This is a genomic window from Kitasatospora sp. NPDC001309 (genome assembly GCF_042896295.1).
Lineage (GTDB): Bacteria > Actinomycetota > Actinomycetes > Streptomycetales > Streptomycetaceae > Kitasatospora.
On record NZ_JBIAXC010000051.1, the window covers coordinates 56,204 to 70,704 of the forward strand.

Annotated in this window: 2 protein-coding genes and 1 pseudogene; all 3 read left to right on the plus strand. The window is 75.9% G+C overall.

Translation table 11 applies throughout. From position 1 onward, the window contains the following. Positions 1-28: 28 nt before the first annotated feature. Positions 29-6,523, plus strand: a pseudogene (locus ACFY2K_RS35980) (SDR family NAD(P)-dependent oxidoreductase); the annotation flags it as partial. A gap of 63 nt (positions 6,524-6,586) precedes the next feature. Continuing rightward, complete coding sequence (locus ACFY2K_RS35985) at positions 6,587-12,274, plus strand: type I polyketide synthase (RefSeq protein WP_387716886.1); 5,688 nt, start codon at positions 6,587-6,589, stop codon at positions 12,272-12,274. A 68-nt stretch (positions 12,275-12,342) separates the two neighbouring features. Continuing rightward, positions 12,343-14,501, plus strand: a 2,159-nt coding sequence (locus ACFY2K_RS35990; protein ID WP_387716878.1) for a type I polyketide synthase, incomplete at its 3' end; no start/stop codon positions are given.

Consider the following 14,501-nt stretch of genomic DNA (forward strand, 5'->3'; position numbering starts at 1 on the left):
GCTTTAGGAGCAGGCTCAAGTGGCACATGAAGACAAGCTTCGCGAGCACCTCCGGTGGGCTGCCGCCGAACTCGGCGAGGCACGCCGCCGGGTGGCCGAGCTGGAGGCCGCCGACCGCGAGCCGATCGCGATCGTCGGAATGAGCTGCCGCTACCCGGGCGGGGTCCGGACCCCGGAGGAGCTGTGGGAGCTGGCGGCCGCCGGACGGGACGCCGTCGGTGCGCCACCCGCCGAACGCGGCTGGCGCACCGAGGACTTCTACGACCCCGACGGCCTGCGCCCCGGCACCTCCTACGTCTGCGAGGGCGGCTTCCTCGACGACGCCGACCGGTTCGACCCCGGGTTCTTCGACATCAGCCCGCGCGAGGCGCTCGCCATGGACCCCCAGCAGCGGCTGCTGCTGGAGACCGCGTGGGAGGCGTTCGAGCGCGCGGACATTCCCCCCGCGACGGTGCGCGGCACCCGGGTCGGGGTGTTCACCGGCCTGATGTACCACGACTACGGCACCCGGCTGACCTCGGTGGACGAGTCGGTCGCGGGCTTCCTGGGCAGCGGCACCGCGGGCAGCGTCGCGTCCGGACGGATCGCCTACGCGCTCGGACTGGAGGGGCCGGCGGTGACCGTGGACACGGCCTGCTCCTCCTCCCTGGTGGCCCTCCACCTCGCCGCCCAGGCCGTCCGGCGCGGCGACTGCACGATGGCGCTGGCCGGCGGCGTCACGGTGATGGCCACGCCCGACACCTTCGTCGAGTTCAGCCGGCAGGGCGGCCTCGCCCGGGACGGGCGCTGCAAGTCCTTCGCGGCCGCCGCCGACGGCACCGCCTGGGGCGAGGGCGCCGGCATGCTGCTGGTCGAGCGGCTCTCCGACGCCCGCCGCAACGGGCACCCGGTGCTCGCCGTACTGCGCGGCTCCTCGGTGAACCAGGACGGTGCCAGCAGCAGCCTCTCCGCGCCCAACGGCCCCTCGCAGCAGCGGGTGATCCGGGCCGCCCTCGCCGAGGCCGACCTGTCACCGGACCTGATCGACGCGGTGGAGGCGCACGGCACGGGCACCCGGCTGGGCGACCCGATCGAGGCGCAGGCCCTGCTCGCCACCTACGGCAAGGACCGGCCGGCCGAACGGCCGCTGCTGCTGGGCTCGTTGAAGTCCAACATCGGCCACACCCAGGCCGCGGCCGGGGTCGGCGGCGTGATCAAGATGGTGCTGGCGATGCGGCACGGCGTACTGCCGCGCACGCTGCACGTCGACGAGCCGACCCCGCACGTCGACTGGTCCTCCGGTGCCGTCGAACTGCTCACCGAGGCACGGGAATGGCCGCGGACGGGGCGGCCCCGGCGGTCGGCCGTGTCCTCGTTCGGGGTCAGCGGGACGAACGCGCACGTGATCCTGGAGGAGGCACCGGCGGAAGAACCGGCCGAGCAGCCGAGCGAGCAGCCGGCGGTTGCTCCGGCTGCGGTCGGCGGCGCCGCGCTGCCGTGGGTGCTGTCCGCCCGGGACGAGCGGGCCCTGCGTACCCAGGCCGAGCGGCTGCGGGCGGCGGTCGAGGCTCACCCGGAGTGGGAGCCGGCCGCGGTGGCCGCGGCCCTGGTGTCGGGCCGGTCGGCGTTCGAGCAGCGGGCGGTGGTGATCGGCGAGGACCGCGCGGAGCTGCTGAGCGGCCTCACCGCCGTCGCCGACGGCACCGCCGCGCCGGGGGTCGTGGTGGGCGGCGGAAGCTTCGAGCGTCCGGTGTTCGTCTTCCCCGGACAGGGCTCGCAGTGGATCGGCATGGGCGCCGAACTCCTCGACACCTCACCCGTGTTCGCCGCCTCCATCGCCCGTTGCCAGGAGGCGCTGGCGCCGCACATCGACTGGTCGTTGACGGACGCCCTGCGCGGAACCCTCGACCTCGGGCGGGTCGACGTCGTCCAACCCACCCTGTTCGCCGTCATGGTCGCCCTCGCCGAACTCTGGCAGTCCCTCGGCATCCACCCCGCCGCCGTCATCGGCCACTCCCAGGGCGAGATCGCCGCCGCCACCATCGCCGGAGCCCTCACCCTCGAAGACGGCGCCCGCATCGCCGCCCTGCGCAGCCGTGCCATCCTCGCCATCAGCGGACACGGCGGCATGGCGTCCATCCCCCTCAACCACCACGACACCGTCGAGCTGCTGACCGCCTGGGACGGACGGCTCAGCGTCGCCGCCCACAACGGCCCCACCACCACCGTCATCGCCGGCGACCACGACGCCCTCGACCAACTCCTCACCCACTGCGACGAAACCGGCATCCGCGCCCGCCGCATCGACGTCGACTACGCCTCCCACACCCACCACGTCGAACAAGTCCGCGACCAGCTCGCCGAACAGCTCAGCGGCATCACCCCCAAGCCCGCCGACATCCCCTTCTACTCCACCGTCACCGGCGAGCGAATCGACACCACCCAACTCAACGCCGACTACTGGTACACCAACCTCCGCCAACCCGTCCTCCTCACCGACGCGCTGCGCTCCGCCCTCACCGACGGCCACCACACCTTCATCGAGGCCAGCCCCCACCCCGTCCTCACCACCACCGTCCAGGACACCGCCGAGGCCGCCGACCAGCCCGCCGTCACCACCGGCACCCTCCGCCGCAACGAGGGCGGCCTCCGCCGACTCCTCGCCTCCGCCGCCGAGATCCACATCCACGGCCTCCCCGTCGACTGGACGGCCCTCCTCCCCACCGACGGTCCTCACCACCTCGACCTCCCCACCTACCCCTTCCAACGCGAACGCTTCTGGCTCGACGCCCCCGCAGCCGCCGGAGACGTCCGCGCCGCCGGCCTCACCGCTGCCGACCACCCCCTCCTCAGTGCCCTGCTCCCCCTCGCCGACGACGACGAGCACGTCCTCACCGGCCTGCTCTCCGCCGCCACCCACCCCTGGCTCGCCGACCACGCCGTCTTCGGCACCGCGCTCCTCCCCGGCACCGCCCTCGTCGAACTCGCCCTCCACGCGGGCGACCGCACCGGCTGCGAGGTCCTCGACGAACTCACCCTCCAGGCACCCCTGTTGCTCCCGGAGGACGGATCGGTCCAGCTCCAGCTCCGGGTCGGCCCCGCAGCCGAGGACGGACGGCGCCCCGTCTCCGTCCACTCCCGCCCGGACCGCCCCGACGCCCCCTGGACCCGGCACGCGACCGGCGTCCTGGCCACCGACGCCGAGCAGCCGGCCTGGGATCTCACCGCCTGGCCACCGGCCGGCGCGCTGCCGGTGGACCTCACGGACCTCTACCCGCGCCTGGCCGCCGACGGCCTCGGCTACGGTCCGGCGTTCCAGGGCCTGCACGCGCTCTGGCGCCAGGGCGAGGAGCTGTTCGCCGAGGTGCGGCTGCCGCGCGAACAGCACGACGCGGCCGCCGAGTTCGGCCTGCACCCCGCCCTGCTGGACGCGGCCCTGCACGCGGTCGCGGCCGCGGCCCCGGGCGAGGTGCGACTGCCGTTCTCCTGGAGCGGCGTCTCCCTGTACGCCACCGGCGCGACCGCCCTCCGGGTACGGCTGTCACCGGCCGGGGGCGACGCGGTCACCCTCGCGGTGGCCGACGGAAGCGGCGCGCCGGTCGCCCGGGCGGCGTCGCTGGCGAGCCGCCCGGTGGACCGCGAGCAGCTGCGATCCGCGGCCGACGACGGCGCGGACCCGCTGCTGGGTGTGGACTGGAGCGAAGTGCCGCCCCCGCCCGGGGCAGCGGCCGGACGCTGGGTCCTGCTCGGCACCGACCGCCTCGGGCTGCCCGACGACCTGCGGCTCGGCACGCATCCCGACCTCACCGCCCTCGCCGGGACCGTGGAGGCCGGTGCGACGGTCCCGGACGCCGTCCTGGTCACCTGCGCCGGCCCCGAATCGCCGGACGACGCCCCCGCCGCCGCGCGCGAGGCCGTCGGCCGAATCCTGACGGTCATTCAGGACTGGCTGACGAACGAGCAGTTCGCCGCCTCCCGGCTCGTCGTGCTGACCAGGGGCGCGGTGGCGGCCGCCGACGGCGAAAGCGTGCCGGACCTCGCCCACGCCGCGGTGTGGGGCCTGGTGCGCTCCGCCCAGACCGAGCATCCGGGCCGCTTCGTCCTCCTCGACCTGGACGGGCACCCTGACGGGCTGCCGCTCACCCTGGCCGCCGCGCTCGCCACCGCCGAGCCCCAACTCGCGCTCCGCCAGGGCGTCCTGCTCGCCCCGCGGCTCGTCCGGGCGAGCACCGGCCGACTGCTGGAGCCCCCGGCGGACACGCCCGACTGGCGCCTGGACACCACCGCGAAGGGCACGCTGGAGAACCTCGCCCTCCTCCCCCACCCGGCGGCCTCCGCACCGCTCGGCCCCGGCCAGGTCCGGCTGGCCGTACGGGCCGCCGGCATGAACTTCCGCGACGTGCTGCTCGGCCTGGGCATGGTCGACCAGGACGTCATGGGCGGGGAGGCCGCCGGTGTCGTGCTGGAGACCGGCCCCGGCGTCACCGCGTTCGCCCCGGGCGACCGCGTGATGGGGATGGTGCCCGGCTCGTTCGGGCCGGTCGCCGTGGTCGACCAGCGGCTGCTCGTCCCGCTCCCCGCGCGCTGGACGTTCACCGAGGGGGCCTCGGTGCCGATCGCCTTCCTGACCGCCTACTACGGCCTGGTCGACCTCGCCGGGCTGGGCACCGGCGAGTCGGTGCTGATCCACTCGGCGACCGGCGGCGTCGGCCTGGCGGCGATCCAACTGGCCCGCCACCTGGGCGCCGAGGTGTTCGCCACCGCCAGCCCGGCCAAGTGGGGCACCCTGCGCGCGCTCGGCATCCCGCCGGAGCGGATCGCCTCCTCGCGCAGTCTCGACTTCGAGCAGCGGGTCCGCGCCGCCGCCGGGGGCCGGGGCGTGGACGTGGTGCTCAACTCCCTCGCCAACGAGTTCGTCGACGCCTCCTTGCGGCTGCTCGCCGACGGCGGGCGGTTCGTGGAGATGGGCAAGACCGACATCCGCGACGCGGCCGAGGTCACCGCCGCCCACCCCGGCACCTCCTACCTCTGGTTCGACCTGATCGAGGCCGGCTACGACCGGATCGGCCGGATGATGGCCGAGCTCATGCCGCTGTTCGAACGCGGGGTGCTCCGTCCGATCCCCGCCCGCACCTGGGACGTGCGGCGGGCGCTGGACGCGTTCCGCTTCATGAGCCAGGCCCGGCACGTCGGCAAGGTGGTGCTCACCATGCCGACGGTCCCGGCCCCGGACGGCACCGTGCTGATCACCGGCGGCACCGGCGCGCTCGGCGCACTGGTGGCCCGGCAGCTGGTCACCGAGCACGGCGTGCGGCACCTGCTGCTGCTCGGCCGCCGCGGCCCCGAGGCCCCCGGAGCGGCCGAACTCACCTCCGAACTGACCGACTTGGGCGCCCGGGTGACCGTCACCGCCTGCGACACCGCCGACCGCGAAGACCTCGCCCGGGCCCTCGCCGCCGTACCCGCCGACCACCCGCTCACCGCCGTCGTCCACGCCGCCGGCGTGCTGGACGACGCGGTGGTCGCCTCGCTGACGCCGGCCCAGGTCTCGGCCGTGATGCGCCCCAAGGCGGACGCCGCCTGGCACCTGCACGAGCTGACCCGCGACGCGGACCTCGGCGCCTTCGTCCTGTTCTCCTCCTCGGCGGCCGTCCTGGGCGGCCCCGGCCAGGGCAACTACGCCGCCGCCAACGCCTTCCTCGACGCGCTCGCCCGGCGCCGCCGCGCCGAGGGCCTGCCGGGCCTGTCGATCGCCTGGGGCCTGTGGGAGCGGGCCAGCGGCATGACCGGCCACCTCGGCAGCACCGACCTGGCCAGGCTGCGGCGCTCGGGGGTGAGCCCGCTGTCCGACGGCGACGGCGTGTCGATGTTCAGCGCGGCACTGCCCTCCGACCGGGACCAGCTGGTGGCGATGAAGCTCGACGTCGCGACCGCCCGTACCGCCTTCCAGTCCGGCTCGGTGCCGCCGTTGCTGCGCCGGCTGGTCGGTGCCGGCACCAGGCGCACGGCGGCGGCCACCGGAACGGACGACGGGCCGGCCCCGGCCCTGCGGCTGGCCGCCCTGCCCGAGGCCGAACGCACCCGCGCGCTGCTGGAACTGGTGCTCACCAACGCGGCGGTGGTACTCGGCCACGCCACGGGCGGGGCCGTCCAGCCGGACCGGGCGTTCAAACAGCTCGGCTTCGACTCGCTCACCGCCGTCGAGCTGCGCAACCGGCTCAACCTCGCCACCGGACTCCGGCTGCCCGCCACCCTGGTCTTCGACCATCCGACGCCGGAAGCCCTGGCCGCCTTCCTCCGGACCGAGCTGGCCCCGGCCGAGCCCGCCGCCGGCCGGCCGGCCTCCGACGGCGAGATCAGCCGGCTCCTGGCGACCGTCCCGCCCGCCCGGCTGCGCGCCGCCGGCCTGCTCGACGCCCTGCTGGCACTGGCCGGCGCCGGTCCGGAGGAGCCGCCGGCCGAACCGGACGGGGACCTCGACGAGATCGACGCCATGGACGCCGACGACCTGATCGGCCTGGCTTTCGGCACCACTGACCTCTGATCGCGCTCGGACTGCGGAGAACCAACGATGGCTGCATCACAGGCTGGATCCCAGGAGAACAGGGTGCTGGAGGCGCTCCGGCTCTCCCTCAAGGAGAACAAGCGGCTCCAGCAGCAGAACCACCGGCTGACCGAGGCCCGGCACGAGCCGATCGCGATCGTCGGCATGGCCTGCCGCTACCCCGGTGACGTCGACAGCCCCGAGGAGCTGTGGCGCCTGGTGTCCGACGGCCGCGACGCCCTGTCCGGCTTCCCGACGGAACGCGGCTGGGACGCCGAGGAGCTGTACGACCCGGACCCCGACCGGGCCGGCCGCAGCTACGTCCGGACGGGCTGCTTCGTCCGCGGCGCGGAACGGTTCGACGCCGCCTTCTTCGGGATCAGCCCGCGCGAGGCGCTCGCCATGGACCCGCAGCAGCGCCTCCTGCTGGAGACCTCCTGGGAGGTCTTCGAACGCGCCGGCATCGACCCGGAGTCCGTGCGCGGCACCGCGACCGGCGTGTTCGTCGGCGCCTCCCCCCTCGGCTACGCCTCCGACCCGCGCGGCGCGGAGGGCTCCGAGGGCTACCTGCTGACCGGGACCACCGTCAGCGTCGCCTCCGGCCGGCTCGCCTACACCTTCGGGCTGGAGGGCCCGGCGGTGACGGTGGACACCGCGTGCTCCTCCTCGCTCGTGGCCCTGCACCTGGCCGGCCGGGCGCTGCGCGACGGCGAGTGCTCGATGGCGCTGGTCGGCGGCGCGGCGGTGATGGCGGCACCGCACATGTTCATCGAGTTCAGCCGTCAGCGCGGCCTCGCCCCCGACGGACGCTGCAAGGCCTTCGCGGGCGCGGCCGACGGCACCGCCTGGGGCGAGGGCGTCGGGGTGCTGCTGGTCGAGCGGCTCTCCGACGCCCGCCGCAACGGGCACCCGGTGCTCGCCGTGGTCCGCGGCTCCGCCGTCAACCAGGACGGCGCCTCCAACGGCCTGACCGCGCCGAGCGGACCGGCCCAGCAGCGGGTGATCCGGGCCGCCCTCGCGGACGCCCGGCTCAGCGCCGCCGACGTGGACGCCGTGGAGGCCCACGGCACCGGCACCCGGCTCGGCGACCCGATCGAAGCGCAGGCCCTGCTCGCCACCTACGGCCAGGACCGGCCCGCCGAACGGCCGCTCTGGCTCGGCTCGGTGAAGTCCAACATCGGCCACACCCAGCTCGCCGCGGGCGTCGCCGGCGTCATCAAGACGGTGATGGCGATGCGCCACGGCGTCCTGCCCGCCACCCTGCACGTCGACGAGCCCACCCCGCAGGTCGACTGGTCCCGCGGCGCGGTCGAACTGCTCACCGAGCGGCGCGACTGGCCTGCCGTCGACCGCCCTCGGCGGGCCGCCGTCTCCTCCTTCGGCATCAGCGGCACCAACGCCCACGTGATCCTGGAACAGCACGTCGAGGACCAGCCCGTGGAGGAGCGGCCCGTGGAGGAGCGGCCCGTCGGGGAACCGCCCGCCCCCGGCGGCCGCACCGCACCCACCGCGACCCCGTGGCTGCTGTCGGCCCGGAGCCCGGAGGCCCTGCGCGCCCAGGCCGGTCGGCTGGCCGACGCCGCGGCCGCCGCCCCGGAGTGGGCGGCCGCGGACGTCGCGTGGACACTGGCCACCGCCCGGGCCGGCCTCGACCACCGCGCGGTGGTGCTCGGGACCGGCCGCGAGGAGCTGCTCGCCGGCCTCGACGCGCTGCGCCGGGGCGACGACGCCCCCGACCTCGTCCAGGGCTCGGCCACCCGCACCGGCAAGCTGGCGTTCCTGTTCACCGGCCAGGGTGCCCAGCGCGCCGGCGCCGGCCGCGAACTGTACCGGCGTTTCCCGGTGTTCGCGGCCGAGCTGGACCGGGTGTGCGACCTGCTGACGAAGCGGAGCGGCCTGCCGGTCCGCGAGGTGCTGCTCGCCGAGGAGGGGGCGCCGGGGGCGGACCGGCTGGACGAGACGGCCTTCACCCAGTCCGCCCTGTTCGCGCTGGAGGTGGCGCTGTTCCGGCTGGTCGAATCCTGGGGCCTGCGGCCGGACTTCGTCCTCGGGCACTCGATCGGGGAACTCGCGGCGGCCCACGTCGCCGGGGTGTTCTCGCTGGAGGACGCGGTCACGGCGGTGGCCGCCCGCGGCCACCTGATGCAGCGGCTCCCCGCCGGCGGCGCGATGGTGGCGGTGGAGGCGACGGAGCAGGAGGTGACCGCCCTGCTGACCGACCTGCTGACCGACCTGCCGGCCGGCGCGGCCGGCATCGCCGCCGTCAACGGGCCCCGCTCCGTCGTGCTCTCCGGCGAGGAGGACGCGGTCGCACCGATCGTCGAGCAGCTGAGCGCGCAGGGCCGCCGGACGAAGCGGCTGACCGTCAGCCACGCCTTCCACTCCGCCCGCATGGACGGCATGCTCGCCCCGTTCCGCGAGGTGCTCGACGGCCTCACGCTGCACGAGCCGACGATCCCGGTCGTCTCCAACCTCACCGGCCGGCCGGCCGCCGCCGAGCGGATCCGCACGTCGGAGTACTGGGTCCGGCACGTGCGCGAGGGCGTGCGCTTCCACGACGGCGTCCGGCACCTGCTCGACCAGGGCGTGACGACCTTCCTGGAACTCGGCCCCGACGGCGTGCTGTCCGCCATGGTCCGGCAGAGTGCCGGGGACGGGACCGGGGACGTCGCCGCGGCGCCGCTGCTGCGCCGCGGCCGCCCGGAGTCGGACACCGTGCTCGGCGCGGTCGCCCGGGCCCACGCGCGCGGCACCCGGGTGGACTGGCCGGCCCTGCTCACCGAACTGGTCGGCCCCGCCGGCCACCGGCCGGACCTGCCGACGTACGCGTTCCAGGGCGAGCGGTACTGGCTGGCCCCCGCCGACGGAACACCCGCCGAGGCCGCCGAACTGGGCGTGGCGAGCGCCGGGCATCCGCTGCTCGGCGCCGTCGTCGCCCCGGCCGAGGGCGGCGGGCTGCTCCTCACCGGCCGGCTGTCGACCCACACCCACCGCTGGCTCGCCGACCACGTGGTGCTGGGCAGCACGGTGGTGCCCGGCACCGCGTACCTGGAACTGGCGCTGCACGCGGCCCGGCTGGCCGGCTGCACGACGGTCGAGGAACTCGACCAGGAGGCGCCGCTGATCCTCGCCGGCACCGGGACGGCCCAGGTGCAGGTGACGGTCGGCGCGGCCGACGGGTCGGGCCGACGCCCGATCGGCGTGTACGCGCGGCCGGACGACACCGCGGACTGGACCCGGCACGCGGCCGGCACGCTGGCCGCCGGGGACGGCGGCGCGGGCTGGCGGCCGACCGGCGTCTGGCCGCCCGAGGGCGCCGAGCCGGTGGACCTCGACGGCTTCTACTCCGCCGTCGCCCGTGACGGTTTCGACTACGGCCCGTCGTTCCGGGGCCTGCGGGCGATGTGGCGCGCGGGCGACGACGTGTACGGCGAGGTCGCCCTGCCCGAGTCGGAACTGAACCGGGCGGACGGGTACGGGGTCCACCCCGCCCTGCTCGACGCAGCCCTGCACGCGGGCCTGGTCGGGAACACCGGCGAGCAGGTCCTGCTGCCCTTCGCCTGGAACAACGTGCGGGTGCACCGGCCCGGCGCGGTCGCCCTGCGGCTGCGGCTGGCCCCGGCCGGACCGGACGCGATGTCCCTGGACGTGGCCGACGGGACCGGCGCGCCGGTCGCCTCGGTCGGCGCCCTGCGGGCCCGTCCGGTCTCGCTCGACCAACTCCGCGCGGCGGCCCGGGCCGGGCTGGGCGACGCGCTGTTCCGGGTCGAGTGGGCTCCCCTCCCGGCCGCGGACGGCGTCGAACGGGAACGCGGCCGATGGGCCGTGCTCGGGGACGGTGCCGGGTTCCCCGGTCTCGACCGCCACCCCGACCTCACGGCCCTCGGCGAGGCCGTCACCGCGGGACTGCCGGTGCCGGACGCGGTCGTCCTGCCCCTGCCGGACACCACGGGCGACCTCCCCGCGGCGGTGCGCGCGGCCCTGCGCCGGACGTGGTCCACGCTGACCACGTGGGCGGCGGACGACCGGTTCGCGGCCTCCCGGCTGGTCCTGGTGACGCACGGCGCGGTGGCCGCCGACCGGACGGACCCGGGCGACCCCGCCACCGGCCGGGTCGCGGCCGCGGACGTCCCGAACCTCGCCCACGCGCCGCTGTGGGGTCTCGTCCGGGCCGCCCAGGCCGAGCAGCCCGACCGCTTCGTCCTGCTCGACCTCGACCACCCCGCCGACCTCAACCGTGACGGCCTCGACCACCGTGACGGCCTCGACCCGGACGGCGGCGCGGACACCACCGCGGCACTGGACCGGGCGGCCGTCGGCGGCGAACCGCAGCTCGCCCTGCGCGCCGGCACCGTCCTGGCCCCGCGCCTGGTACCCGCCCGCCCGGCGACGACCGAAGCAGCCGACACGGCCGCCGCGCTCGACCCGGACGGCACCGTGCTGATCACCGGCGGCACCGGCGCGCTCGGCTCGCTGCTCGCCCGGCACCTGGTCACCGCGTACGGCGTGCGGCACCTGCTGCTGCTCGGCCGCCGCGGCCCCGAGGCCCCCGGAGCGGCCGAACTCACCGCCGAACTCACCGACCTGGGCGCCCGGGTGACCGTCACCGCCTGCGACACCGCCGACCGCGAGGACCTCGCCCGGGCCCTCGCCGCCGTACCCGCCGACCACCCGCTCACCGCCGTCGTGCACGCCGCCGGCGTGGTCGCGGACGGGGCACTGGCCTCCCTCACCGAGGAACGCTTCGAGGCCGTGCTCCGCCCGAAGACGGACGCCGCCTGGCACCTGCACGAACTCACCCGGGACGCCGGCCTCGCCGCCTTCGTGTTGTTCTCCTCCGCCACGGCCACCCTCGGCGGTGCCGGCCAGGGCGGCTACGCGGCGGCGAACGCCTTCCTCGACGCCCTCGCCCAGTACCGCGCCGCGCGGGGCCTGCCCGCCCGGTCGCTGGCCTGGGGCCCGTGGCAGCAGGACCGGGGCATGGCGGGCACGCTCGACGAGGCCACGCTCGGCCGGATGCGGCGCTCGGGCGTCCTCCCGCTCGGCCCGCAGGACGGCCTGGCCCTGTTCGACGCGGCGCTCGCCGGAACCGACCCGACCTCGCTGCCGGTCCGGCTGGACCCCGCCGCGCTGCGCCAGGCCGGCCCCGACCTCCCGCCGCTGCTGCGCGGGCTGGCCGGCCCGTCCGCCGCCCCCGCCCACCGACCGGACGCCGCGGCGGCCGACGGCCTGCGGCAGCGGCTCGCCGGGCTGTCCGACGCGGAGCGCGAACGCGCCCTGCTGGACCTGGTGCGCGCTCAGGTGGCCGTGGTGCTGGGCCACTCGGCCCCGGCGGCGGTGGGCGCGGACCGGGCGTTCGGCGACCTCGGCTTCGACTCGCTGACCGCGGTCGAACTGCGCAACCGCCTGACCACCGCCTCGGGGCTGCGCCTGCCGGCCACGCTCGTCTTCGACTACCCGACGGCGGCGGAACTCGCCCGCTACCTGGACGCGGAACTCCCGCGCGAGGACGCGCCCTCGGCCGCACCGGTCCTGGCGGAGCTGGACCGCCTCGAAGCCGTGCTCGCCGGGGTCGGCGCCGACCACCCCGAGCGGGCCCGGATCGCCGATCGGCTGCGGGCCGTGACCGACCGCTGGAGCCCGCGGCCCGGGCCGGCGGACGACCCGTCCGCCGGCACCGGACTGGAGTTGGACTCCGCCGACGACGACGAGGTCTTCGACTTCATCACCAACGAGCTCGGCATCTCCTGACTCCTCCCGCCGGCGCCACCGCCGACCAGCCGTCCTGTTCCTGTTCCATCCGAAGGGGTAGCGCCACTGTGGCCAGCGAGACCGAGGACAAGCTCCGTTACTTCCTCAAGCGGGTGACCGCCGACCTCCAGGAGACGCGCCGCCGGCTCCAGGAGACGGAGACCGTCGCGGCCGAACCGATCGCGATCGTCGGCATGGCCTGCCGCTACCCCGGCGGCGCCGACTCCGCCGAACGGCTGTGGCAGCTGGTCGCGGACGGCCGGGACGCCGTCACCCCGTTCCCCGCCGACCGCGGCTGGGACGTGGAGTCGCTGTACGACCCGGACCCCGACCGGGCCGGCCACACCTACGCCCGCGAGGGCGGCTTCGTGGACGGTGCCGACCGGTTCGACGCCGGGTTCTTCGGCATCGGCCCGCGCGAGGCGCTGGCGATGGACCCGCAGCAGCGGCTGCTGCTGGAGACCTCCTGGGAGGCCTTCGAGCGGGCCGGCATCGCCCCCGAGTCCCTGCGCGGCAGCCGGACCGGCGTCTTCATGGGCGCGGGACAGGTCGACTACGCGGCACTCGCCCAGCGGGCCACGGAGAGCCTGGAGGGGTACCTGCTCTCGGGCGGCGCGGCAAGCGTCATCTCGGGCCGGCTGTCGTACGTGTTCGGCCTGGAGGGCCCGGCGATCACGGTGGACACCGCGTGCTCCTCGTCGCTGGTCGCCCTGCACCTGGCCTGCCAGTCGCTGCGCAGGGGCGAGTGCTCGACCGCCCTCGCCGGCGGCGCGGCGGTCATGGCCGCCCCCGGCATGTTCGTCGAGTTCAGCCGCCAACGCGGCCTCGCCCCCGACGGGCGCTGCAAGGCCTTCGCAGCCGCCGCCGACGGCACCGGCTGGGGCGAGGGCGTCGGCGTCCTCCTACTGGAACGGCTCTCCGACGCCCGCCGCAACGGGCACCCCGTCCTCGCCGTCATCCGCGGCTCGGCCGTCAACCAGGACGGCGCCTCCAACGGGCTCACCGCGCCCAACGGGCCGTCGCAGCAGCGCGTCATCCGCCAGGCCCTCGACAACGCCCGACTGGCCGCCGACGACGTCGACGCGGTCGAGGCGCACGGCACGGGAACCACGCTCGGTGACCCGATCGAGGCGCAGGCCCTGCTCGCCACCTACGGCAAGGACCGGCCCGCCGAACGCCCGCTCTGGCTCGGCTCGGTGAAGTCCAACATCGGGCACACCCAGGCCGCGGCGGGCGCGGCGGGCGTCATCAAGATGGTGATGGCGATGCGCAACGGCGTACTGCCGCAGACGCTGCACGTCAACGAGCCGACCCCGCACGTCGATTGGGCCTCGGGAGCGGTGTCGCTGCTGACCGAGCCGAGGGAGTGGCCCGAGGAGGACGGGCGTCCGCGACGGGCGGGCGTGTCGGCGTTCGGAGCGAGCGGGACGAACGCGCACGTGATCCTGGAGGAGGCGCCGGCTGCTTCGCCCGCCGCCTCGCCGGAGGACTCCGCCACCGACTCGCCGTTCCCCGTGGTGCCATGGGTCCTCTCCGCCCGCGACGAGCAGGCGCTGCGCGCGCAGGCAGGGCAGTTGGCCGCGTTCCTCCAGGACCACCCCGACACCGACCTGCGGGCCGTCGGCCACACCCTCCTCACCGGACGGGCCCACCTGGACCACCGGGCCGTCGCCATCGGACAGAACCGTGAGGAACTGCTCAGCGCTCTCGCCGCCATCGCCGACGGCACCGCCCCCACCGGCAGCGGCAGCTACGACCGTCCGGTGTTCGTCTTCCCCGGGCAGGGCTCGCAGTGGATCGGCATGGGCGCCGAACTCCTCGACACCTCACCCGTGTTCGCCGCCTCCATAGCCCGCTGCCAGGACGCCCTCGCGCCGCACATCGACTGGTCGCTGACGGACGCCCTGCGCGGCACCCTCGACCTCGCACGCGTCGACGTCGTCCAGCCCACCCTGTTCGCCGTCATGGTCGCCCTCGCCGAACTCTGGCAGTCCCTCGGCATCCACCCCGCCGCCGTCATCGGCCACTCCCAGGGCGAGATCGCCGCCGCCACCATCGCCGGCGCCCTCACCCTCCACGACGGCGCACGGATCGCCGCCCTGCGCAGCCGTGCCATCCTCACCATCAGCGGACACGGCGGCATGGCGTCCATCCCCCTCGGCCACCACGACACCGTCGAGCTGTTGAAGGCCTGGGACGGACGACTCAGCATCGCCGCCCACAACGG